Origin of the sequence: Pantoea sp. OVA07A, from assembly GCF_019969975.1 — a bacterium.
Taxonomy (GTDB): Bacteria; Pseudomonadota; Gammaproteobacteria; order Enterobacterales; family Enterobacteriaceae; genus Pantoea; species Pantoea agglomerans.
On sequence record NZ_JAHXYM010000005.1, the window covers coordinates 145,211 to 167,205 of the forward strand.

General features: G+C 57.3%; 20 protein-coding genes, 1 tRNA gene and 1 pseudogene. 2 read left to right on the plus strand and 20 right to left on the minus strand.

Translation table 11 applies throughout. The features are described from left to right. Positions 1-121: 121 nt before the first annotated feature. From mlaA to ccmA, 10 genes are all read right to left on the minus strand, one after another. Positions 122-886 (minus strand): phospholipid-binding lipoprotein MlaA, encoded by a 765-nt coding sequence (gene mlaA, locus LC417_RS16485; protein ID WP_010257927.1) that lies wholly within the window; start codon positions 884-886, stop codon positions 122-124. Positions 887-1,036: 150 nt separating this feature from the next. Further along, positions 1,037-2,245, minus strand: coding sequence for a c-type cytochrome biogenesis protein CcmI (gene ccmI, locus LC417_RS16490; RefSeq protein ID WP_223566150.1), 1,209 nt, complete (start codon positions 2,243-2,245; stop codon positions 1,037-1,039). Then, entirely contained in the window at positions 2,245-2,697 is a 453-nt protein-coding gene (locus LC417_RS16495; RefSeq protein ID WP_022625093.1) for a cytochrome c-type biogenesis protein, read from the minus strand. Before LC417_RS16495 ends, ccmI begins: the two co-directional genes overlap by 1 nt. Beyond that, a complete protein-coding gene (locus LC417_RS16500; protein ID WP_010671431.1) occupies positions 2,694-3,251 on the minus strand; it encodes a DsbE family thiol:disulfide interchange protein in 558 nt (185 codons plus the stop codon). The genes LC417_RS16495 and LC417_RS16500 overlap by 4 nt, the downstream gene beginning before the upstream one ends. Further along, positions 3,248-5,206 (minus strand): heme lyase CcmF/NrfE family subunit, encoded by a 1,959-nt coding sequence (locus LC417_RS16505; RefSeq protein ID WP_010257919.1) that lies wholly within the window; start codon positions 5,204-5,206, stop codon positions 3,248-3,250. Before LC417_RS16505 ends, LC417_RS16500 begins: the two co-directional genes overlap by 4 nt. Next, positions 5,203-5,688, minus strand: coding sequence for a cytochrome c maturation protein CcmE (ccmE, locus tag LC417_RS16510; protein ID WP_061901238.1), 486 nt, complete (start codon positions 5,686-5,688; stop codon positions 5,203-5,205). Before ccmE ends, LC417_RS16505 begins: the two co-directional genes overlap by 4 nt. Further along, positions 5,685-5,918 (minus strand): heme exporter protein CcmD, encoded by a 234-nt coding sequence (gene ccmD, locus LC417_RS16515; protein ID WP_010257916.1) that lies wholly within the window; start codon positions 5,916-5,918, stop codon positions 5,685-5,687. The genes ccmE and ccmD overlap by 4 nt, the downstream gene beginning before the upstream one ends. Beyond that, positions 5,915-6,655 (minus strand): heme ABC transporter permease, encoded by a 741-nt coding sequence (locus LC417_RS16520; RefSeq protein WP_031590561.1) that lies wholly within the window; start codon positions 6,653-6,655, stop codon positions 5,915-5,917. Before LC417_RS16520 ends, ccmD begins: the two co-directional genes overlap by 4 nt. Positions 6,656-6,723: 68 nt before the next feature. Then, positions 6,724-7,383 carry a heme exporter protein CcmB gene (ccmB, locus tag LC417_RS16525; RefSeq protein ID WP_010671428.1) on the minus strand — a complete coding sequence of 220 codons (660 nt, stop codon included), beginning with the start codon at positions 7,381-7,383 and terminating at the stop codon, positions 6,724-6,726. Next, positions 7,383-8,000, minus strand: coding sequence for a cytochrome c biogenesis heme-transporting ATPase CcmA (gene ccmA, locus LC417_RS16530; RefSeq protein ID WP_010671427.1), 618 nt, complete (start codon positions 7,998-8,000; stop codon positions 7,383-7,385). Before ccmA ends, ccmB begins: the two co-directional genes overlap by 1 nt. 242 nt (positions 8,001-8,242) lie before the next feature. On the opposite strand from ccmA, the gene LC417_RS16535 reads away from it, so the two are divergent. Both LC417_RS16535 and LC417_RS16540 read left to right on the plus strand, forming a co-directional pair. Further along, a complete protein-coding gene (locus tag LC417_RS16535) occupies positions 8,243-9,178 on the plus strand; it encodes a formate/nitrite transporter family protein (RefSeq protein WP_010671426.1) in 936 nt (311 codons plus the stop codon). Between the two features lie 304 nt (positions 9,179-9,482). After that, positions 9,483-9,557: transfer RNA gene (locus LC417_RS16540), tRNA-Arg, on the plus strand. A 231-nt stretch (positions 9,558-9,788) separates the two neighbouring features. Here the strand turns inward: LC417_RS16540 and LC417_RS16545 are convergent. The 10 genes and pseudogenes from LC417_RS16545 to LC417_RS16590 form a co-directional block, all read right to left on the minus strand. Further along, positions 9,789-11,174 (minus strand): VasL domain-containing protein, encoded by a 1,386-nt coding sequence (locus LC417_RS16545; protein WP_223566151.1) that lies wholly within the window; start codon positions 11,172-11,174, stop codon positions 9,789-9,791. Positions 11,175-11,265: 91 nt separating this feature from the next. Beyond that, positions 11,266-11,736 (minus strand): annotated as a pseudogene (locus tag LC417_RS16550) (hypothetical protein). Positions 11,737-11,750: 14 nt separating this feature from the next. After that, a complete protein-coding gene (gene tssE / locus LC417_RS16555; protein ID WP_223566152.1) occupies positions 11,751-12,203 on the minus strand; it encodes a type VI secretion system baseplate subunit TssE in 453 nt (150 codons plus the stop codon). Further along, positions 12,196-12,732 (minus strand): type VI secretion system lipoprotein TssJ, encoded by a 537-nt coding sequence (tssJ, locus tag LC417_RS16560; protein WP_171820335.1) that lies wholly within the window; start codon positions 12,730-12,732, stop codon positions 12,196-12,198. The genes tssE and tssJ overlap by 8 nt, the downstream gene beginning before the upstream one ends. Next, positions 12,713-13,816 (minus strand): type VI secretion system baseplate subunit TssG, encoded by a 1,104-nt coding sequence (gene tssG, locus LC417_RS16565; protein WP_033772329.1) that lies wholly within the window; start codon positions 13,814-13,816, stop codon positions 12,713-12,715. The genes tssJ and tssG overlap by 20 nt, the downstream gene beginning before the upstream one ends. Next, a complete protein-coding gene (tssF, locus tag LC417_RS16570) occupies positions 13,771-15,534 on the minus strand; it encodes a type VI secretion system baseplate subunit TssF (protein ID WP_158149145.1) in 1,764 nt (587 codons plus the stop codon). The genes tssG and tssF overlap by 46 nt, the downstream gene beginning before the upstream one ends. Positions 15,535-15,554: 20 nt before the next feature. After that, positions 15,555-17,150, minus strand: a complete 1,596-nt coding sequence (gene tssA, locus LC417_RS16575) for a type VI secretion system protein TssA (protein ID WP_223566153.1) — start codon at positions 17,148-17,150, stop codon at positions 15,555-15,557. Further along, positions 17,150-20,569 carry an ImcF-related family protein gene (locus LC417_RS16580; protein WP_223566154.1) on the minus strand — a complete coding sequence of 1,140 codons (3,420 nt, stop codon included), beginning with the start codon at positions 20,567-20,569 and terminating at the stop codon, positions 17,150-17,152. The genes tssA and LC417_RS16580 overlap by 1 nt, the downstream gene beginning before the upstream one ends. Further along, the gene (locus LC417_RS16585) at positions 20,556-21,716 is read right to left on the minus strand and encodes a hypothetical protein (protein WP_223566155.1); all 1,161 of its coding nucleotides are present in this window, start codon (positions 21,714-21,716) and stop codon (positions 20,556-20,558) included. Before LC417_RS16585 ends, LC417_RS16580 begins: the two co-directional genes overlap by 14 nt. 3 nt (positions 21,717-21,719) lie before the next feature. Next, on the minus strand, positions 21,720-21,986 hold the full coding sequence (locus LC417_RS16590) for a PAAR domain-containing protein (RefSeq protein ID WP_071998046.1): 267 nt from the start codon (positions 21,984-21,986) through the stop codon (positions 21,720-21,722). Positions 21,987-21,995: the final 9 nt, after the last annotated feature.

Consider the following 21,995-nt stretch of genomic DNA (forward strand, 5'->3'; position numbering starts at 1 on the left):
AAAAAGGGCGACTCTGGTGAGTCGCCCTTTTTTGTGGACGTGGATCGCTTAATGGCTCAGGGAGCATACGCCCTGCGCAAAGAGGCAAAAACCGCCATCTCTGGCGGCGCATCGCGGGCGATTACTCGGCGTCAATATCCTTAAGGTCATCCTGAATCGCGGCTGCGTTAGGATTATCTTCCGGCTTGAGCTTGCCGCCGCGCGCCAGGAAGTCGTGACGCTGGAAGTAAGCGTTACGGATAAAGGCGTACGGATCGCTCTGCTGTTTCAGGATTGCATCAGAGTCCAGCAACTGCGCGCGGGTCTCAATCCCTTCAAGCGTCCATTTACCAATCGACATTGGCCAGGTCAGCCAGCCAAGGATCGGATAAAGCGTATCAACGTAGTCGCCGCCATCCTGACGCACCGTGAAGCTGCCGTAAGCAGGCAACTCAACGTAAGGCCCGTAGCCGACGCCATAGTGACCCAGCGTGGTACCGAAACGGTGCGGCTCTTCACGCGCCAGTTCCGGATTCGCTTTACCGGCAACGTCAATGAAGCCGCCCAGTCCCAGCACGCTGTTCAGGAAGAAACGGGTGAAGTGAATACCTGCATCACGTCCGTTACCGATCAGGATGGCGTTGACCATGCTGGCAGGTTCTTCCAGGTTGCCGAGGAAATTGCTCAGGCCGGTACGTGCCGGCACCGGCACATAATCACGCCAGGCCACAGCGACCGGACGCAATACATACGGATCCAGCACGTTGTAGTTAAAGTTAAACATCGTGCGGTTAAAGCCTTCGAACGGATCGCTGCGCTGAGCAGGATCGCTATTCGCCGGCTTTGAACTGGCACAACCTACCAGAAGGACGCTGGCGACAGCCAGGCTGGTCAGGCGATAATTCATTCCAATCTCCCTGTGCGGATGAAAAAGGTCTACCCATCGTTCAGGTCACAGCCCGGTATCGTATCGACTTACCCGATGAGCATAGCTGACTTTGTGCCAGAGGCAGCAGGCAATGGCACGCATCATCCTGAACGCGGTCAGTTGATGCGTTCAGGGAAGCTGCTGATTAATCTCTACCGCGATCGGCTGATGCCCATCCCAGGGCGTCACTGCGCTCAGGCCCAGCCAGTCACCCGGCCGGGGATTGGCTGGGTCACGGGAGATACGCACCCGGACCTCGACCTGATGCTGCGCCGAAAGCAGGCGATCCGGCATCATGGCGTTGCTGTCATCCAGCGTCAGCGACAACGGGAAGTGACTGAGCGGCATCCGCTTAACAGCCACCGGCACCGGTGAAGCACCGTCAGAAACCGAAATATACAACACTCCGTCCTGCGGTAACATTTTTTCTGCCTTAGGTGCCAGCGTCACGGTCAGTGCCAGTTGACGACTCTGTTGCCCGGCGGCACTTCTGGCCTTTTCGATGCTGCGGGCGATCATCGCCTGTCGCGAATCACCGGCCGGCAACAGACCCAGCAGGGTCTGCCATGCGTCGATAGCCTGATCATATTGCTGCTGTCCGTAAGCATTAAATGCCAGCAGGCTCAGCGTACGCAGGTTTTGCGGATCCGCTTTAAGCAATGCCTGCAGCAGCAGTGACGCCTGACGGTTATCCTGCGGGTCGGGGGATCGCGTCAGGACTTCAGCATAATCCTGTTTTAGCGCCAGATCGTTGGGAGCAAGCTGTAGCGCATGCTCAAATGCCTGGCTGGCGATATCGGCATTATTCAGCACCATGCCGAGCCGTCCCAGCATCGTCCAGTCAGCCAGATTATCCGGTTCCGTTTGCAACGCGGTACGCAATCCGAGCTGTAAACGCGCCAGCTCCTCCATGCTCAGCGGTTTAGCGCCAGGGTCCATCAGTCGGGCACGCAGCTCAGGATATGCCTGCTGCACCTGCTTCCAGCCCGTGAGCTGTGCCAGGCCACCGGTTTTCAGGTAAGTTCCCAGCGATACCCCAATCAGCACGATCAGGCCTGGCAGCAAAATCCAGCGACTGCTGCTGTGTGATTTCATCGTCTGTGCCGGTGGAATATCCGCCAGCAGTGTCTGCTGTAACTCCCGCTCCATCAGCGGACGCTGAGCGACGACGCCCTGATCTTCATCCTGTGCCAGCTCATCTATCCGCTGATGGTAGAAGCGCTGATTAAGGCGATCGCGATCGCCTGTGCTGGCCTGACGTTGCCGCCAGCCCGCCGCCAGGAACAGCGTACAGGCCGCCAGCAGTAACAGAAAAAGGGTGATCCAAAATGCACTCATTACGGCTTCCTGTCTGACTTCAGTAGCGCATTAAGACGCTGTTGCTCATCTTCATCCAGCTCACTGCGGGTTTTTCGCTGACGGCTGCGCAGGATAATCACCGCGCCGCCCAGCAGCGCAAACAGCGCCGGACCAGCCCACAAAACCAGGGTTGAGGGCGTGACCGGTGGCGAATAGCTGACGAAATTGCCGTAACGCGCCACCATATAGTCGATGATCTGCTGGCGACTCTGGCCCTGCTTCATCAGCTGATAGACTTTCAGCCGCATATCGGCGGCAATCATGGCGTTTGAGTCGGCGATGCTGTTGTTCTGGCACTTCGGACAGCGCAGTGAAGCGGTCAGGTCGCGGTATTGTTCTTCCTGAGCCACCGAGTCAAATTGCAGCGTGTCGATGCTTGCCCATAGGTTAATGCTGAACAGCAGGCCGCACAGCAGTAACAGCGTTCTCATGATCCCGCCTCCGCGCTATATTTCATCCACAAGGGTTTCACTTCCTGATCCCAGACGCGCGCATTGAGATCGCCCGCGTGGCGATAACGGATGATCCCTTTACCGTCGATCAGAAAGGTTTCCGGCGCGCCATAGACGCCGAGATCCAGTCCCAGCATGCCGTTGCCATCATAGAGGCTAAGCGCGTAGGGGTTGCCCAGCGTATTCAGCCAGTTAACCGCCTTGTGACGATCGTCTTTGTAGTTCAGTCCGACGACGCGAATGCCCTGCTCCGCCAGCGTATTCAGATACTGATGCTCGGCGCGACAGGTAGGACACCAGGTCGCCCAGACGTTCAGCAATATCGGTTTGCCATCCGTCAGCACGCGCTGGTCGTAGGTTTTGCCTGGCTGATCGAGTGCTTCCAGCCGGAACAGCGGCACCGGCTTGCCGATCAGAGCGGATTCGAGACGGGTCGGATCGTCGCCATCGGCATTACGTGTCAGCTGCCACAGCAGCGCCGCCGCCAGCAACAGAAACAGCATCAGGGGAATAAACAGGATTTTCTTGTTCATGTCCGCTCCTCAATTCCCGCTTTTTTGCGCGAACGATAACGGGGATCAAACAGGCAGAACAGCCCACCCAGCGCCATCAGCGCGCCACCGAACCAGATCCAGCGGACAAAGGGTTTGTAGTAGATGCGCACGGCCCAGCCGCCATCCTCCAGCTCTTCGCCCAGCGCCGCATAGAGATCGCGGCTGAAACCCCCATCAATCGCCGCTTCGGTCATCATGGTGCGGGCGGCCGTATAAAAGCGTTTCTCTGCCTGCAGCGTCGCTTCATGTTTGCCGTTGCGCGTGACATCGATGATGCCCATGCCGCCGCTGTAGTTAGGCCCCTGCAGATTCTGCACGCCGCGGAAGACAAAGTGATAGTGATGAATATCGATGCTATCACCCGCCTTCATCCGCACATCGCGTTCCACGCTGTACTGGGTGCTGAATGCAATACCGATCACCGTCACCCCTACCCCAAGATGGCCCAGTACCATGCCCCAGTGACTGCGCGACAGGTGACGTAAACCGGCAAAGAACGGATGACGGTGAGTGGCGCGCTCATGAAGTTCCAGCAGCGTCAGCACGATAATCCAGAGTGACATCAGCAGGCCAACCACGGTCATCGCCTCAATGCGATCCTGCAGCCACCAGGGAATGATGACGGAACAGGCCAGGGTCACGATAAGCGCCAGCGCCAGCCGCTTTGCCAGCTTCTGCGGCTCATCGCGACGCCAGCGCACCAGCGGTCCGATCCCCATCAGCAAAGCAAACGGCGCCATCAGCCAGCTGAACATAGTGTTGAAGAACGGCTCACCGACCGAAATGCTGCCCAGGCCCAGTTGCTTGTGCACCAGCGGCAACAATGTGCCGAGCAGAACCACCAGCATCGCGGCAATCAGCAGCACGTTATTACCCAGCAAAAACGATTCGCGCGACCAGGTTTCATTCTGCACCCGGCCACGTACCTGCCCGCCTTTAATCGCGTAGAGCAGGAGCGAACTGCCGATAACAATCACCAGAAACGCGAGGATAAACATCCCGCGTGCCGGATCCGAGGCGAAGGAATGCACCGACACCAGTACCCCGGATCGCACCAGGAACGTCCCCAGCAGGCTCAGCGAAAACGCGGTAATCGCCAGCAGCACGGTCCAGGCCTTAAAGGTGCCTCGCTTTTCCGTGACCGCCAGCGAGTGCATCAGGGCGGTGCCTGCCAGCCACGGCATAAACGACGCATTTTCAACCGGGTCCCAGAACCACCAGCCGCCCCAGCCCAGCTCGTAATAGGCCCAGGCCGAGCCAAGGACAATACCAATCGTCAGAAAGACCCAGGCCGCCGTGGTCCAGGGACGCGACCAGCGCGCCCAGGCCGTATCCAGCCGTCCGGCCATCAGCGAGGCGATAGCAAAAGCAAACGCCACCGAAAAGCCGACATAACCCATATAGAGCAGCGGCGGATGGAAGATCAGGCCGATATCCTGCAGCATCGGATTCAGGTCGTGCCCGTCTATCGGAAAGTCCGGCAACGTGCGGCCAAATGGATTCGAGGTCAGCAGGATAAACAGCAGGAAGCCGAGATTGATCATGCCCATGACCGCCAGCACGCGTGCCAGCGCATCCTGCGGCATACCGCGACTGAATATCGCCACCGCCAATGTCCAGGTGCTGAGCAGCAACACCCACAGCAGCAGCGATCCTTCATGCGCGCCCCAGGTGGCAGCAATGCGATAGTAAACCGGCAGCAGGCTGTTGGAGTTTGTGACGACATAGGCAACGGTAAAATCGTTGCTGATAAAGGCCCAGACCAGCAGCGCGAAAGCCGCCGCGATGCAGATAAACAGACCGCAGGCCAGCGGACGTGCCATTGCCATCAGGCGGGCATCCTGGCGCACTGCGCCCCATAGCGGATAGCTGCTCAGCAGCAGGGAGAGCCCCAGCGCCAGGCAGAGCAGAAAAGTACCAATCTCGGGCATCATAATGATTTATTTCCCGCCTGATACAGCGACTGGGGGCCGGTGTGATTACTCTTCATCGCGTCTTCAATCTCCGGCGGCGTATATTTCTCATCATGTTTCGCCAGGACTTCTTTGGCGATCACCTGGTTGCCCGCCGCCAGCACGCCCTGCGCGACGACGCCCTGCCCTTCACGGAACAGATCCGGCAGGATGCCTTCAAAACTGACGCTGACCACGCCGCGGGCATCATAAAGTTTGAACGACACGGCAAGCGTATTCGGATCGCGCCGGACGCTGCCGGGCATCACCATGCCGCCGACGCGCAGCCGCTGGCCCGCTTCGGGCTTCTCGTGCGCCTCGCCTTTGCCGTAAAGGATTTCACCTGGGGTATAGAACAGATCGATGTTTGAGCGCAGCGCATACATCACCAGCGCGGTGGCCAGGCCGAGGCCGAGCAGAATCGCCACTGCCGCATAGAGGCGGTTGCGTCGACGGGTATTCACAATGTCTCTCCTGCCGCTTCAGCCGCGGCTTTTTTAGATTTCGCTGCCCGAATGCGGCGTTCCCGCGCGTCGCGCTGGCGGATCTCAGCCAGCAGGCGGCGGCGCAGCAACAGGGTATGCAGCGTCAGCCCGACAAGCGGAATCAGCGTGCAGGCAACTGCCAGCCAGACATAGAAGGCGTAGCCCCCCATCTCAAAGAAGGCGTGCCAGGAGGAAAAGGCGGGTGTCATGCCTGCTCTCCCCGCTTCGCCACATCAATCGCCCAGGGACGATGACGTTCGGTTAACAGAATCAGGTTGCGCAGCCGCATCAGGGTCAGCGTGATAAATACCAGCAGATAACCGATGATTGCCCAGCGCAGCGGTGTTCGCATCACTGGCGCAATCGCCTGCTGGAGAATGCCCGACGAGCCCTGATGCAGGGTATTCCACCACTGCACTGAGAAGTGAATGATCGGCAGATTAACTACGCCGACCAGGATGAGAACACCCGCGGCCCGGCCTGCGGTGCGGCGGTCATCAAAAGCGTGCCAGAGCGCAATCACGCCCATATAGAGGAACAGCAGCACCAGCTCCGAAGTGAGGCGCGCATCCCAGATCCACCAGGTCCCCCACATCGGCTTGCCCCATGCGGATCCGGTGACCAGCGCAATAAAGGTAAAGACCGCGCCCACCGGTGCCATGGCGGCGGAAACCAGATCGGCCATTTTCATCTGCCACACCAGACCGATAAAGGCGGCGATGGCCATCGAGGCATAAATGCCCATCGACCACATCGCGGCGGGCACATGAATGTACATGATGCGGAAACTGTCGCCCTGCTGATAGTCAGCGGGAGCAAATCCAAAGCCCCAGGCCCAGCCCAGCAGCAACGTCGCCAGCCCTGAGATGGCGAACCACGGCACCAGTCGCCCCGAAAACTGATAGAGCCGTTCGGGCCTGGCCAGCTGATGTAACGCTTTCCACATATCAAATGCTCACATTAACGATAAAAGAGTGTTGCCGCGTCTTTTACGCGCGGTTATTTCAACGGCTGTTATTGCAAAGTAATTCTTAGCGCTGCCGCCGTGGCAAACGGGGAGAGCGTGGCGCTGCCCAGCAGCATCGCGCCGAGAATCGCCAGATAGCCATTAATCGGCAACCCCTGACTGGCCGCCTCCATCGCCGCACTGGCGAAGATCAAGACCGGAATGGCCAGCGGCAGCACCAGCAGGCTAAGCAATACGCCACCGCGCCGTAAACCCACCGTGAGACCTACACCAATGGCACCGAGAAAACTCAGGGTTGGCGTGCCGAGCAGCAGCGTCAGGGCCATCGCCCGCCAGCCATTAAAATCCAGTGACAGCAGCAGCGCGGCCAGCGGCGACAGGATAATCAGCGGCACGCCTGTGACCAGCCAGTGCGCCACCACTTTGCCGATAACCGTTACCGGGAGCGGCGTCGGCAGCAGTACCAGTTGCTCCAGCGAACCATCGCTGAAGTCATCGCGAAACAGCCGCTCCAGCGCCAGCAGCGACGCCAGCAGCGCGGCAACCCAGGCTACGCCCGGTGCAATGCGCGCCAGCTGTTGCGGGTCAGGTCCGATGCCCAGCGGAAACAGGGTAATAACAATCAGGAAAAACCAGAGCGGATTGACTACATCCGCCCCGCCGCGAAAGGCGATGCGCAATTCACGCTGGATGAGGCGAAACAGCATCAGCCTGCCTCCCCGTCGCCGAGGCGAATTTTGCGCACCCGCGCAGCATCCGCGGGCAAATCCTGATGGGTTGTCAGGATCACTGCGCCACCGTTATCGGCATGCCGGGCGAATTTCGCCATTAATTTTTTAACACCCGCTTTGTCGATGGCGGTCAGCGGCTCGTCGAGAATCCATATGCGGGCCTGGCTGAGCCACAGCCGCGCCAGCGCTACCCGACGCTGCTGGCCCGCCGATAACCGGCTAACCGGCACCTCTTCGTCGCCCGTGAGATCGACGCTTTCCAGCGCAGCAAAGATCTGCGCATCACTGCAATCAGGATGGTAGAAACGCAGGTTTTCCAGCGGCGTAAGCACGCCTTTGACACCGGGATGATGGCCCAGATAGAGCATCGCCTGATGCCAGGCTTCGCGCTGCCGCAGGATTGGCTGCTGCTGCCAGCGTATTTCACCCTGTTCAGGACGGCTCAGGCCAGCCAGCAGGCGTAAGAGTGAGGTCTTACCGGCACCATTGGGGCCTTCAATCTGCACAATGTCGCCTGCAGAGACGCGAAATGAGAGCTGCCGGAACAGCGCACGTTCGTCGTATGCACAAGTGAGCGTAATGATTTCCAACATCGAGGGGGGAATCGCACCAGCTAAAAGTGGCCGGGATATTACCACAATGTTGCTGTGGGCCGAAGTGTGAGCCACCGCTCAGTTTCGATGCCATGGGTTTATTCGTGCGGTATCGCCCGCAGTCTGAATAAAAATGCAGTTCCGAAAAACGTTGTTACGCTTATTCGCATCGATCGTTACATTATCGGCAAATAAAAAACGGCTACGCTTATTACGCGACAGCACTATCACCAGGAGAAAATATGAAGCCTTCATCAGGTAATGAACAGGGTCCTAACGACGTCGAGAGTGAAGAGAAGGATAAGGGCACTGACATCGAAGTCGATGAGGAGGCTTTACCCTCCCGCGCCGCCGCCATCCATGAAGAGATACGCCAGGATGGGGAAAAAGAGCTGGAGCGCGACGGTATGGCGCTGCTCTGGTCAGCCATTGCGGCGGGCTTATCCATGGGCGCCTCGCTGATGGCGAAGGGGATATTTCAGGTGCATCTGGATGGCGTACCAGGGGCGTTTCTGCTTGAAAACCTGGGTTATACCTTTGGTTTTGTTATCGTCATCATGGCGCGTCAGCAGCTGTTTACCGAAAATACCGTCACGGCAGTCCTGCCGGTGATGCACAAACCGACCTGGAGTAATGGCGCCCTGCTATTACGTTTATGGGGCATCGTCTTGCTGGGTAACCTGATCGGGACGGCACTGGGTGCGCTGGCGTTTAATGAGATGCCGATATTTGACGAAGCTACCCGTCAGGCATTTACCAACATCAGTATGAAGGTGATGGAAAATACGCCCGGCGAGATGTTTGCCAATGCGGTGATCTCCGGCTGGATTATCGCCACCATGGTCTGGATGTTCCCCTCGGCGGGGGGTGCCAAACTGCTGGTGATTGTGATGATGACCTGGCTGGTTGCGCTGGGTGATCTGGCGCATATCGTGGTGGGATCGGTGGAAGTGCTCTATCTGGTCTTTAATGGCAGCATCAGCTGGTATGAATTCTTCTGGCCGTTTGCCCTGCCGACGCTGCTCGGCAACATTACCGGCGGCACGCTGATTTTTGCCCTGATCAGCCACGCGCAGATCCGCAACGACATGAGTGAAGCTGCTGTGGCTAAAGCGAAGGCTGAGAAGAAGAAGCAGGAGAAACGTCGCCAGCGTGAAGAGCAGGAAAAGGCTGAGTAAATCCAGGGCAGACAGAGCAGATTGAACCGCTCTGTCTGCTTTTCAGGTCTGTTTGCTGAAGGCGATTTGCCAGGCGGGCGTCTGAAAAACGTTTACTGGAAGTGTCTGCTGCAAAGAGGGAGTGAAGATTTTAGAGTCGGGGTGCCGCTTCAGTCTGGATGACATCCCGGACTTCAGTACAGCTGTTTCCGCTTTCTGCACGTAACGTTAGCGCGCGCAGAAAACCGGGATTGCTGACGGAATGAGCAAACGGACGGCGATGTAGTGAATCTCACTGCCTGTTTGCGCTATACTGCGCGCCGCTGTCCTCTTAGTTAAATGGATATAACGAGCCCCTCCTAAGGGCTAGTTGCAGGTTCGATTCCTGCAGGGGACACCAGGCCTGCCCTGAACTTAAACCCGCCCTATCAATTAAAACTCTTAATAATCAATAACAAGCCATTACTGACGGCTATCCCCCTTTGCCCTTTTTCTTCTCAGAATCAATAATCATCTGCCGGCCCTGGCTATGTTCTTTGGACAAATCAATGAACACCAGTGAATGAGTTGTGATTATGACCTGCCAGGTCTGGGTTATCAGCTGGATACCTGTGCTTTAAATATCTTTTTTTTATTTTAATGCATCCTGTTTTATTTCTGCATAACGGGCTATCAGTTGCTTCAGATGCATCTCCAGCTGAGCTCTGGCAGCCGAAGGCAAAGGTTCGTCTGCCGGATTTTGTGACAATACCCTTAGCTGCTCTTCAGCCGGTATGGATTGATTAAAGGATTGCATAGCGGAAAAAACGACTGATTTCAGCTCACTGACCGTCAGGTATTTTCCTTTCTGCCCATCCAGTGCGTTTAGCCTGTCACTCAGTTTTTGTAGTGTCGCCATTCCCTGAGACCAGCCATTCAGCTGTTCTGTTGGCAATGCGGCAGCATTAAGCTGTTGCTGCCACTGCTGGATTAGTGGCTTAGCCTGCTGCGGCCAAATTACCCGGACCTGTTCCAGCAACTGTCGACTGTAGTCAATATTCCAGTCAGGAGGCAATTTACCCAGCCGGGCAAGCTGCTGCTGTGTTTGTGTTATTAAAACCTGTGGTAACGGAGCTTGCTGACGCGACATATCCAGCTGTTCAGACGTAAGAGGTGCAGGCAATGGAGCCAGTGAGGCTGCAAGCTGAGTCTGCAACGGGACTGGCCGATTAAGAAACTGCCAGCTCCATAGTGTGACTGTGCTTATCACCAGCATGGTACACATCCCGGCAGTGAAGAATTTCCATTTTTTTACCTGATTGGGTATTGCCGCCAATGCTTCTGCATTCGCCTGGTGTTCCGGCAGCGCCGCATAAACCCACTTCACTACGCTCGCTGACGTATCTTCAGGCGGACTACCAGCAAGGTCCTTCGTGGATGCTGCGGCACTATTCATCGCGGTGGCAGGCAACCTGATACCTGGCTGAATGTCCGGCCTGGTGCTGGTTATGCCATCGCTGTTTTCCAGCCTGGCAGCACTGTTGTGCATCAAGGTACGTAACGTATCAAGTTGGCTCAGATGCTTAAGCTCCAGGCCCTGCAGCACCTCACCCAGAGCGGTAAGCTGTTGCTCCGCCCGATACAGCTGGCTGAGGTCGCTGTGATTTAGCGGGAGCGAGCGAATCAGTTGCTGTAAACGCTGACTCAGACTACTGAGGATTTTCATGCGGGCATGGACAGGCTGCGGCCAGAGTGCGCCCCACTGATGGCTTATCAGTGCCTCGAGTATCGCCAGCCCTTCATTGAGCCCCAATAAACCAGCCAGTTGCGTACGGGCCAGCGTGTACCAGGACAGCGTCTGTAGCTCCACACCATTTTGTTCAAACAGTGAGAGACAGCGTTTTTCGGCATAATGCCAGTTCACATCCGGGCGAGCCGGATGTGTCAGCTTACTCAGTTCATCACGCAGGGCGGCATAATCCGGTAGCATGCGCGGGTCACCACCGGTTTTGATTTTATGTGGGGGGATGTGATTCATGACCAGTTGTCCATTTTGACGCGTACGGAAATATGGATGATTAACGCTTATGCGGGCATATTCAGAGGAACGGGTACTGCAATACCAGCAGTTATGGCAGAAGCGCCAGAATCAGACTAAAAAAGGTGCTTTCATCAAAACTCTGTCCGGGACGGGATAATGCTCCCGGCGGAGTAAAGGACCAGTCACTGAAATGACCTGCCCGCATGAAAAGGCGCCCCACAGACGTCACACTGCCTTCTGCATAAAGGGTCAATTCCACGCATCCTGTCACGCCCTAACCGTACAAAAATACCGGTGTAAATTTTACAGAGCGGTCGTCGTAACGCAGGGTGATAGCGGCAATCTCAAAAGTCCTGTCCTCCACCAGCAGGTCCGTAACAGCAACGGTAAATGTTTCCACATTCAATCCGGTACCCACCAGCCACGCATCCATCTGCTCCTGAAGCTGCACCATTCGCAGGCGAAACGCTGCAATATCGGCCTGAGTCTTGCTGGTAGATAAGATCGGGGCTGGCTCTCTGGCCTGTAGTTTTTCGAGGAACTGTGATTTTACTGACATGGTATTAACTGGCCTTACAGACGGGTTGCTGTGTCAAGATACTGCTGTTGCTTCAGGTGTCGCAGGAGAACCCGCCCTTCTGGCATAAACTCGGTGCCATAGCGTACGAGGCCAACACCGTTAAGTTCTGCATCAATGGCATAGCGCAGCTCGCCGGGGATGTTCTGTTCCAGCAGGACAACGGCTATTTTTCTCAGGCGTGGCTCATATCTGAGCAGAACAGTCGACAGAGCACCCATCAGCTCATGGGCGGTACCCGGCATGCCCTGCAGTATTTTGGTCATATCCGGCAGGCCATAGTCCGGCAGATGCGCCAGCGTGCCGGCGCGACAGTTGAGGATGCGCTGCATGTTATCCAGCACCGACAGGATGACCTGATTTTGTTCACTGACCTGATGGAGATCGAGGCCGCCGGTGAAGTTGCCGTAGAGTGTTTCATACAATGAAGGACGGGATAACTCACTCATCTTTCAGCGCCTGAAGTGTCAGCCGGTTGTTCCCCGCCTCAATGACGCGTGCTTTATCCGGATCGAGATCGTCACGACTCAGCACCACACGCCAAGTGTTGTTCTCCTGGTCCGGTGACATAAACATCCCGGCCACCGCCACATACTGCGCACTCTCTTCCATCGGCATATCAACCGTCACTGCCCCACCCGGCTGCAGGCGGATGTCTTTCTCCGCCACCAGGTCTGCTTTGATGGCCTGACTGTCAGCCTTAAACAGTGACGGATAGTCCGTCATGTCGAATGTTTTCCGGTCTTTGAGCTGGTAAATACGCACCACCGTCGACAGCGCCACCCCGCCTGCATTGCTGTTAACGGCCTCGCGGGCGCGGATATCCAGATGCAGGGTTTTTACCTGCTTGTAAAAAATCGATTTGGTCACGGCAACGGTGCCGTCCGTCACTTTCTGGGTCAGCCCACAGCCAGCGAGCATCAGTGTGATGCCCGCGGCCAGTGCAACCAGAGGAAATTTACCAGCGGTAATCGCCATCTTCATCGGTCTCCCTGCGGTGAATATTTTCCTGTACCCGCTCATAGCGGCCAAGATTGATGGTTATGGTTTTGGGGTGCATGACGGTGTTCGCTGCATTCAGCGGCCGCATCACGGCGGTACGGCCCAGTTGCACGGCACCTGCCTGCGGTTTACTGCTGATGGTCGCGTCAGGCAGCAGACTTCGGTCGACACACAGCTGTAACCGCACATCGAGGCGGGAGCCAAGATAGACATGCAGCAGCGCCATTAAATCCGTGTGAAGCTCCCCGCCCGGTAACCAGCCCTGTACTTCAGCCGGGTCAGAGGTAGTCAGGCGCATCAGCACCCGGCTGTTCACGTCGGTGGCATAGCTGCCCATCACCGGACGGTTTGTCAGGGTGACGGGCTGGCTGACGCTCATGGTCAGGGGCTTTTTCAGCGGCGCGCGGCGTTTATCGTGGTGCCAGATTTTCGCCTGTGTGTTGGGTGCCAGCAGGCGCACCAGCGAGGCCATGCCTTCTGCGGTACGCCCCGGCAGCAACATGACCGGCAGCAGTGCCAGAAAGCGTGAAGCCGGAGTCGCGATACTGTCCGTGCAGCCGTTAATCCCGAGCCCGGCAAGTCCCAGCAGGTACTGCGAGGTGTTGTCCTTACCGCCTTCTTCGAAAGTCGCCGGGTATGAGTATTTACGCCAGATACGGTAGTACTGGGCAATCAGCCGGTGGTTGAAGATATCGAGGAAATCCGCGGTGGCCTCATACCCTTCCCGTCGCTGGGTAATGTCATCGATATAGTGCGTCGGCAGCGGGGACTCCACGCCGTAGAGTCCCATAAAGGTGATGCGCACAGTCGGCGGCAGATGCGAATGCTCAGACTGCTCAATACCTTTAATTTCTGAAGCCGGAAAACCCATCCCCGGGTGTGGCCGAAAACGTACCGGTTCATGACGTACCTGCCAGGTACTGCCCGTAACCGGTTTGTCCGGCTGGTTCTGCTCCAGCAACTGGCAGAAGCGGTAAAAGTTGATATATGGCAGCCGGTCCCCCAGTTGCGCTATCAGCCGGGCAGGCGCGGACTGTGATTCTCTTTCCACCGGATGCATTTTCCTTCTGGCTGAACAATGAGGGTGAGCTGGTTAAACTGGTTCATATCGGCATACAGAGCGAAGAACCGGTTTAGCATTTCACCGAACAGGTGAATATCGCCCTCGCCGGTGAAGCCGTTGCTGTCGAGGGTCACTTCGATATCCAGCCCCCGCAGCAGGTAGCCCTGCTCAAAACGTTGCAGGCGGTGGTGCTCCACCTGCTGAATCGCCTCCAGACGCCGGGTATTCAGTTCATCTCCCTGCCAGTTATAGAGTGCCAGCGTCCCGCGCAGCACTTCGGCAGTACTCATCATATTCAGAAACCCGGAGCCGAGGTGGCTCAATACCCGCCAGTGGAAACGGTCTTCCGCAGGCGGGTAAACCGGCAGCGTGGGCTTACAGAGGTTGCGTACTGAAAGCGGTGTACTGACCACCTGCTCACTGCGGTCGAGCAGCGTGCTCTGAAGCGCCCGGCGCGGTAACTGACCGTTGGTGCCGGTGATTTGCAGCGATACGGCTTCGCGCTCAAACAGGCGGTCATCTTCCCACTGGTGCCCGCCCAGAATCAGCCAGGTGTCATACAGCCCGGTGACACCCCGCTTAACGCGGGTGTGGTAATAGCGAGGTGGCGCATGACTGCGCATCATCCCGCCCTTGTGGCGGAAGCTGCTGAACGGCACGTATTCGGCATCACTGGTGCGGTTTGAACCGGTAACCGAATCCACCGAATAAATCTCAGTATGCCCGTCCTGGAGCCGCTTAGGACGCAGCAGGTACTCACTTTCAAGCCCGGTGATGGTGAGAGGGTCAGCCTCCAGCGTAAACAGGTTAATCACCGGCACGCAGTGGAGGCGAACCGCATCATCGGTGACCGGCAGGTCTGATGGCCACGGCGTGCTGAAGACCACTTCGATGTCGAAGTACTCAGCCCCGGCAGGCGGCGTAATGTCGTCCAGACCGTTGAGGTGGACAAACATAAACTTGTTGCGGAAGGTGAAATACTCCAGCAGCAGCTGGTAGCCACTGAATGCGGTGTCGCCTTTCGGCCACAGCCCATCCTCTTCGGCAAACCCGCCCGGTGAGAAATACCCGTCAAGCCGGATACGGTCGATCTGCCCGGGCAGGCGCATATACAGAGCGGCCTGCCTTCTGGTCAGCATCAGGTGCAGCTGGCTACTGACGGGCGCGTCAGCCTCAAGATAGAGGCTCAGGTGACTGAGGTCAGCATGGGACCAGTCTGCCTGAGTGCTGCAGGCAAAGCGCATCCGCAGCAGCGAACGCCCGTCAGGCTCAGTGGTCATAGTCACCCCTGAGATGTTCAGCGGGTTGAGCATCACATCCCGGGTAGTACGGTAGCGACAGACCGTATTTTTAGGCCCCACCGGGCGGGAATACACTTCCAGACCCGCTGGCATCACTTCCGCCATCTTCACGGCCTGAAGCGCAGGTGTGAACGCCACTACTGAGAGTGAAGGAATGGTGCGCAGGTAGTGTGGCCAGAGCATGCTGACCAGCCCTTCGGTCAGTTCCGGCAGGTCGTCGTCAATCTTCTCGCGCAGCCGCCCCATCGAAAAAGCAAAACCTTCAAACAGACGTTCGACATAGGGATCAGGTGTGCCGGCCTTATCCAGATCCAGCATCGCGGCCCGATCCGGATGGGTCTGAGCAAATTCTTTGGCCGCTTCACGGAGGTAGCGCATTTCCGCGTCGTAATAACGCAGGGTCAAATCTTCCATTTATTTCTGTTCCTGTCGATTTAACCGCAAAGCACGGCGGCACGGGCGGGATCGACGGCGATCAGCCCGGCAAGTAACTGGTCCATTACCGGCGTAAGGCGGGTCTTATCAGCCTCACTGCGACCAGCTTTCAGGCGCAGGAGTTTCAGATGACGGGCCTGTACCTCAAACAGCAGCTCTGGCTCCCAGTCATTGAGGGTCACTTCTCTGGCGCGCTCACCCAGTTCTGCAAACAGGTGCACCGCCAGGTCATTCTTACCGTACTGCTCAGCAATGCGGCCCATTAGCAGTCGCAACAGCCATTGCTGGCGCGCGGTGGCGATGCCGGGCCGGGTCTGCAACCAGCCCAGCGCCGCATCCGGGCCTTCACTGTCGGCCAGCGCTACGGCTTTCGGCTCCAGCGACAGAATGTCATCGTTACCGGCGGTGACCGGGGCTGATGGCGTGTCATTACCCCAACCGCCGACGGTGTCCAGCACGCTCTGCTGGATCCAGTTCAGCGTCACTTCGTCCGCAAACGGCGTGCCGTCACTGAACGCCAGCGTCTCCAGCCCGGACAGGCGCGACAGCAGCCCTTTCAGATCAGCCGTGACAATGTCGGCCAGCGTTTCCTTGCCGGATTTCGTCAGCGCCTGGTGGATGTACCACTGTAAATCCAGCCACAGGTGGTTGGCACCGCGGGAAAACGTGCTGTCTGCTGTATCCAGCATTTCAGCCCAGTTCTGCTGCAGGTAGAGGCGTTTGAGTAACGCGCGCTGATCCGCCCTTGGTGGCTCGATGCGTGTACGCCCCTGCGCATCCGGGGCCGGGATAGCCCGCAGGGTGTCGTGACGCAGGCTCTTCATCAGATGGTGTGCTGACAGCCAGCCGTCCGGCTGCTCACGCAGATATTCGGTGAGGGTGCGGGCCTGGGCCAGCAAATCCTGGCCGGAAGTGATACGCCCGATAGCCGGTGCATCGTTGTGACTGGCAGGTGAAGGGGTTTCGCTGGTACTGGCGTTCTGCGGTACCACGGCATCCACGCCCCCCGCTTTGTGCAAACGACTTTCCAGGGCACCATACAGCGCATTGAGTTCAGGACGGGTTTCATCGGGCTCATTCTCAATAAGCTGTGATATCAGCAGCAGCGCACCAGTGGTTCGCATCGCATCGATCCTGACCACTTCCGGGTACAGGGAAAGCGAGTCGGTCATGCGCGACCCTGCCAGCCATTCCAGTGCCGCCTTACGGCTGCGGTCACGCTGCGGGTGCAGCTGTGGTCCAAAGCGCTCCAGCAAACCGGCCAGCAGTTCGAGCCCTTCCGCCAGCCCCTGCTCACCTTCGCGGTGCAGCTTCGCCCAGCAGTAGTACGTCGCCACACGGATATCTTTGGCGGTCGTGGTCAGCAGCTTCTCTGCCAGCCGGCAGATGAGCTCGGTATCCGCGCCGGAGAGCTTGTTGACCTCCTCGCGCATCTGCTGGAAGTCATCGTTATAGCCCGGATCCTCGCCCACGGGTGATGAACCGGACAGCGGCTGCAGCCAGCTGCCCCACTGCGCCACACGCTCACGGGTTTCTAAAAGTAATGGTTCCTGCTCTGCCTGGCAGGCACTGAGTAAGGCATTGAGTGTGCTCATCAGTACGCCTCCCCGTCGTCACTGGCCGTATCTGTCGCCGGGTCTGACGGTATGACGCCGGTGGTGCTGAAGATAGTTTCCGGCAGGCGAAAATTACGCAGCTTCAGCAGCGCCAATGGCCCCTCGCCCGCTTCGGTACGCAGGGTGTAATTGAGCATACGGCCATCCTGCGCTTTCCAGCTCAGACTGTAACTGCTGTCGACACCCGGGTAAGCACTGACGGCGGCTTTATCAAGCAGGCGTATCCAGCCCCATGCTCCCGGAATTTCGGCATATTGACGGGTGCCAGCCTGGATACTAACCCAGCTCAGGTTCGCGCCAGGGACTTCGGTATCCGCAGGCCACGAAAAGCGCTTCCACGCTGGCAGTTGGTTCAAATAGGTCAGCTTCTGGCTGTCGATAATCATATCCGTCTGCATCACGCCAGCGGCGGTGCCCGGGCGCAGCTCGAAGTTCATGCCGGCATTGCCTTCGGTGAAGGCCACATCCGAGATATGACTCAGGGTGTTGATGGCGTTGAGGAACGCCGGATTAAAGGCCAGGCCCTGCGAGTTGATGCTGTCCGGCACCCAGTGGTTGCCCTCTTTGTGCAGCACGCCTTTGAGGCGGATTTGCAGGAACTGCGCGATACGCCCGGAATCTGCGTTGAGGTATTTGGCCAGCAGCGGCAGAGAAACATCACTGCTGGAGTTGTTGAACGGATAACGGCCACCAAAGGCACTGTTCCACTCAGCCACCACCGCCTGCTGCCACTGTGCATTGAGGCTGTCGGCCGCCGGGGTCAGCACCTGCTGCCAGGCCTGCTCCATTGGGTTCACAAACACCGTGCGCCCAAAGCCGCTCCACTCCTGACCGAGACTCGCGGCAATCAGGCTGCCGTAGTCGCGGGTTTCGGTCAGATCCACAGCCTTGCCCTGGAATACGGTCTGGGCAATGGTCTGGGCCATAGCCTGCGGGTCAGCAGCATTGGTCACCTGCTGCAGTCGCAGACGCACCTGCGTCACGCGGGTCAGAAACGACTGCAGACTCAACTCCTGTGCGCCCGTGCGGATCTTGTCCATCAGCGCCAGCACCGGGCCAAAGGTCGCATCCAGCGGGCCATGAACCCCGACACTCTGGTCAATGGCATCTTTGTTGTCACCACCGAGCAGGTTCTTCGCTGACTTCACCAGCGAGTCGGAAATCGCTTCGCCAGTTTGACCCGTGCGCCCCTGCACATTGAGGGTGTTCATCAACGCCACCAGAGGTGACTGACGCACATCAGCCATCAGACTCAGCTGGTCAATAGAGTCCGACAGCGTGGTGGCCCGGTTCCAGCGCAGGCTGTTGAGAAACTCCAGCCAGGCTCCGCCGAAGTCAGCGAAGTAGCGCTCGGTCAGACGTTTTTTCAGTGCTTCCGGCGAGGTTTCGTTCTGTTTATTCACCTGACGCTTACTGTCAGTCAGCACCCAGTCAAGCTCGTCCCGGCGCGCCTTCACCACCTTCTCGATGGCGGGCTGCACGGCCTGCTCCCAGGCCTGACGGGTGAACATGCCCGGCACGATTTCCGTAGTGCTGAACAGACGGGATGCATCGGTATCGCCGGTCATGTCTTCAAGGCGCATATCGACATACAGATGCGCCACCTGGGAGAGCATCTTCTGGTACAGGGTCGACTCACTGTTACGTAAGCCCATCAGGCGAACCAGCAGGGAACGCGCCTGGCTGACCATGTTCTCATCTGCCCGCAATTTCCACTCAGGGTGCGCAACCAGCTGCGCACCATAGAACGACAGCAGTGACGGCGCCACGCCCTGCCAGACACCGTCTTTCACGCCATCGCGTTTTGGCCAGTCGTGCAACAGCGCCGGGCTGAACCAGGCCGCGTCCATATGTTCCGGACGCGCCAGCATCAGGTAGAGCTTGAGCTGGTCATAGGTGGCTTTTGCCATCTGCTCACGCAGTGGGCTACCCGGCGGCAACGCGTTAAAGGCGCTGACTTGCTTTTGAAGATGGGTTGCGGCCGCATCCCGCAACAGCGGCAGTGCACTGTCCTGATAGCGTGGCCAGAGTGCTGCCAGCAGGGCATTATTCTGGCTCAGGCCGGCCTTCTCGAACCACGGCACGCCATGCTCAGAGCGGTACTGCAGACGAGCCAGGGTTTTCTGGAGTTCAGACAGCGCGTGCAGGCGCTGCTCCAGCGGCTGATTCTGTCGGGCGGCAAGTGCGGTCTGGATATTCGCGCCGTCAATCTGGCTGCGGTTGGTGACATACGCGATGCTCATCCATGCAGCCCAGCCCACCATCGCCAGGGCGACAACTGACGCAAACACTTTGCGCCATGGAATGCCCGGCTTGCGCGGACGCAGTCCGGCAGGAAGCGTGCGGACAGACTCAGGCAAAACATCCCAGCGCTTATCCATGCCCCAGTGATGTGTTACGACACGTTCGGCACCGGCAGAGGGCTGACTAAACACCACACCAGCCAGCGGCAGCGGGCGGTACGGATTGAGCATCACCGACAGCGGTGCAGTCACACTTTCTGGTTCGCGAATGAGCTGGTCAGCCAGCGTCAGTAAGAAGTTATGTTTCACATCACCGCAGGTCTGCTGCAGACCCTGTGAAGTCAAATCCGGCGTCAGGGCAGAGAGTTGTTCTGCCAGCCCTTCGGTACGACAACCGACAGGTAACAGACAACCTGCCGCCTGCGTAATACGCCTTTCCGGCTTACCGGCGCGCGGATGCAGGGACCAGACATACAGCGGGAGTTTCCAGCCCAGCGCATCCATGCGGGCGCTAATGGCATGAGATAGGGAATCCATGGTGCTTTCAGACGGTACAGGCAATGGCTGCTCCAGCCCTGGTGCTGGGAGCTGGTCAAAGGCTGAAGTGACCCACACCAGCCCATCCACCGGACGGCGTCGCAGTCTGCGCAGCGCGGTCAGCCAGGCACTGTCCGCTGGCGTATTGAGATCACCGCCCCACAGTAACAGCGTACCGCGATCTTCCTGCCAGAGCTGGCTGGTGAGGCCGGGTGTGAGCTGCTCCACTTCTGCAGCAGTACCAGTTATCAGCAGGATACGTGTTTTACGGCCCCAGCGCCGACCGTAGAGGTTACGCATGGCGAGGCGGATGGAGTCGACGGTGACATTGCGTGGGGCGGTCTGTTTGACACGTCCTTCATCGGCAGGCAGGACACTTTTACGCTTTGCCTGAAAACGCGACCACTGTTGTTTAATCGCAAGACAAATGATTTTGCCATGGCGGACAAGCAGCAGAAGGATTATCACCGCCATAAATACCAGCAGCTTAAGGCCAATACTGGTCAGTCCGAACGCATCCCCCTTTTTCCAGATAGCCAATCCGATCGCGACAGCAATCAGCGCAGTAATACTGATGCGTCCCCAGTTACCACGCCACACTGAGTTATCCTTCGCCATTCATCAGATTCCCTGTAGTTACGGTATTTACAAATCGCTGCTCTTTGTCACCCGAAAGCATCAGGCAATCTTCTTTTGTGAGCATAGCTATATCACTGACGACGGCGGCCATAATCCACGGTGAGAAAGGACCGCTGAGCCCGGCATATTTCTCCAGCCAATGGCACTGCTGGGGTTTCCAGCGGCCTTCATATTGTTTTGCACTGGCCAGCAGAGTGGAAAAATCATCACCCCACTCCATGCTGTCACCCACTATTGCACGCGCAGCGATAGCCTGTGATTGGGTCGAGAAAAAGGTATCAAGCTCTTCACTCAGCATTTGGGTTGATTCAAGCGACATAGGCCGAAGAAGGCGAGCGTGATGGTTAAGCTGATACTTCGTTGCTACATCATCAGAGGTCAGCATTAAAGCCGAGAGCGAATCACTGTACTCATTCCCTCCCTGAGTCTGGTGAACTAACAGAAGCTCAACATCCAGAACCGGGGATTTAAGACGTTCGCCCACCCAATCGAAGGTTCGGTCTTTAAGAATTGTCAGTAACGGTACGGGAAACGCCTGTCCAACTAACTGGAGCCAGCATGCTGAAAATTCTCTCTGCAATGTCTTATCAGGATCGTGTGAATCCGTCAGTAAGGTTGCGTGGAAAGGGAGGTCAGTTAAGCGCTGTAATTCTGATATGTCCAGGCCCCCAATCAATGCTGAAAAAGCATCTTCGCCCACAGGTAACGTTATTCTCCGAGAAAGAGAGCTACCCTGCTCAAGATCTTTGGGGGCCTGCAGAAATGTGGATGGCGTCAATTCATGAGGCAGGATAACCCGGCTATGCAGAACCGCCAGATAACGCCCGGCCCAGGAAATCCATTGCTGCTGTGCATAATCTGCTTCATCAGATTCAAACTGGTGACGATCCATTGCGTGGTTATACATCCAGCCGCGAATACAAATCGTCACGAACCAGATAAAAAGAGGGCTTCCGGCAACAATCCAGAGGTTAAATTTTTGCAATTCATCCAGAAACTGATTGGCGTGGAGTACAAAGAGCAACACTCCAGCAATAACAGCAATAAGGCCTGCAATCAGCCAGATGACCAGTGACGGCTCATCAGGTTCTGCAGAAATTGTAGCTTTCTGACGCTCCCAGCTCATAACTTATCCTACTGAACAATCCGGCGCACTGGAGATAACATGGCAACCACATTCACATTCGCAGCCATCCACAACAACAGGCTTCCCATCAGAGATCCATTCTGGTGACCCTTCTATAATGGCATTAATACCATGCCCTTCAACAGGGCAATTAATTTCATCGCCAACGAGGGCTACATTCTTTCCGTTCACGATTATGGTCGAAGATGCAGATATAACCTCACCGCCGTGAGTAGTTTTATCTCCTGGCAATACAAATCCTTTGGACATATCACACCT

Excerpts from the sequence above, each read along its gene's own strand:
- ccmD (WP_010257916.1), bottom strand. The coding sequence starts at position 5,918 with ATGACACCCGCCTTTTCCTCCTGGCACGCCTTCTTTGAGATGGGGGGC.
- ccmI (WP_223566150.1), bottom strand. The coding sequence starts at position 2,245 with ATGAGTGCATTTTGGATCACCCTTTTTCTGTTACTGCTGGCGGCCTGT.
- ccmB (WP_010671428.1), bottom strand. The coding sequence starts at position 7,383 with ATGCTGTTTCGCCTCATCCAGCGTGAATTGCGCATCGCCTTTCGCGGC.
- LC417_RS16495 (WP_022625093.1), bottom strand. The coding sequence starts at position 2,697 with ATGAGAACGCTGTTACTGCTGTGCGGCCTGCTGTTCAGCATTAACCTA.
- LC417_RS16590 (WP_071998046.1), bottom strand. The coding sequence starts at position 21,986 with ATGTCCAAAGGATTTGTATTGCCAGGAGATAAAACTACTCACGGCGGT.
- tssJ (WP_171820335.1), bottom strand. The coding sequence starts at position 12,732 with ATGGCGATTACCGCTGGTAAATTTCCTCTGGTTGCACTGGCCGCGGGC.
- LC417_RS16505 (WP_010257919.1), bottom strand. The coding sequence starts at position 5,206 with ATGATGCCCGAGATTGGTACTTTTCTGCTCTGCCTGGCGCTGGGGCTC.
- ccmA (WP_010671427.1), bottom strand. The coding sequence starts at position 8,000 with ATGTTGGAAATCATTACGCTCACTTGTGCATACGACGAACGTGCGCTG.
- tssF (WP_158149145.1), bottom strand. The coding sequence starts at position 15,534 with ATGGAAGATTTGACCCTGCGTTATTACGACGCGGAAATGCGCTACCTC.
- tssG (WP_033772329.1), bottom strand. The coding sequence starts at position 13,816 with ATGCATCCGGTGGAAAGAGAATCACAGTCCGCGCCTGCCCGGCTGATA.
- LC417_RS16585 (WP_223566155.1), bottom strand. The coding sequence starts at position 21,716 with ATGAGCTGGGAGCGTCAGAAAGCTACAATTTCTGCAGAACCTGATGAG.
- LC417_RS16500 (WP_010671431.1), bottom strand. The coding sequence starts at position 3,251 with ATGAACAAGAAAATCCTGTTTATTCCCCTGATGCTGTTTCTGTTGCTG.
- tssE (WP_223566152.1), bottom strand. The coding sequence starts at position 12,203 with ATGAGTGAGTTATCCCGTCCTTCATTGTATGAAACACTCTACGGCAAC.
- LC417_RS16545 (WP_223566151.1), bottom strand. The coding sequence starts at position 11,174 with ATGAATCACATCCCCCCACATAAAATCAAAACCGGTGGTGACCCGCGC.
- tssA (WP_223566153.1), bottom strand. The coding sequence starts at position 17,150 with ATGAGCACACTCAATGCCTTACTCAGTGCCTGCCAGGCAGAGCAGGAA.
- mlaA (WP_010257927.1), bottom strand. The coding sequence starts at position 886 with ATGAATTATCGCCTGACCAGCCTGGCTGTCGCCAGCGTCCTTCTGGTA.
- LC417_RS16520 (WP_031590561.1), bottom strand. The coding sequence starts at position 6,655 with ATGTGGAAAGCGTTACATCAGCTGGCCAGGCCCGAACGGCTCTATCAG.
- LC417_RS16580 (WP_223566154.1), bottom strand. The coding sequence starts at position 20,569 with ATGGCGAAGGATAACTCAGTGTGGCGTGGTAACTGGGGACGCATCAGT.
- LC417_RS16535 (WP_010671426.1), top strand. The coding sequence starts at position 8,243 with ATGAAGCCTTCATCAGGTAATGAACAGGGTCCTAACGACGTCGAGAGT.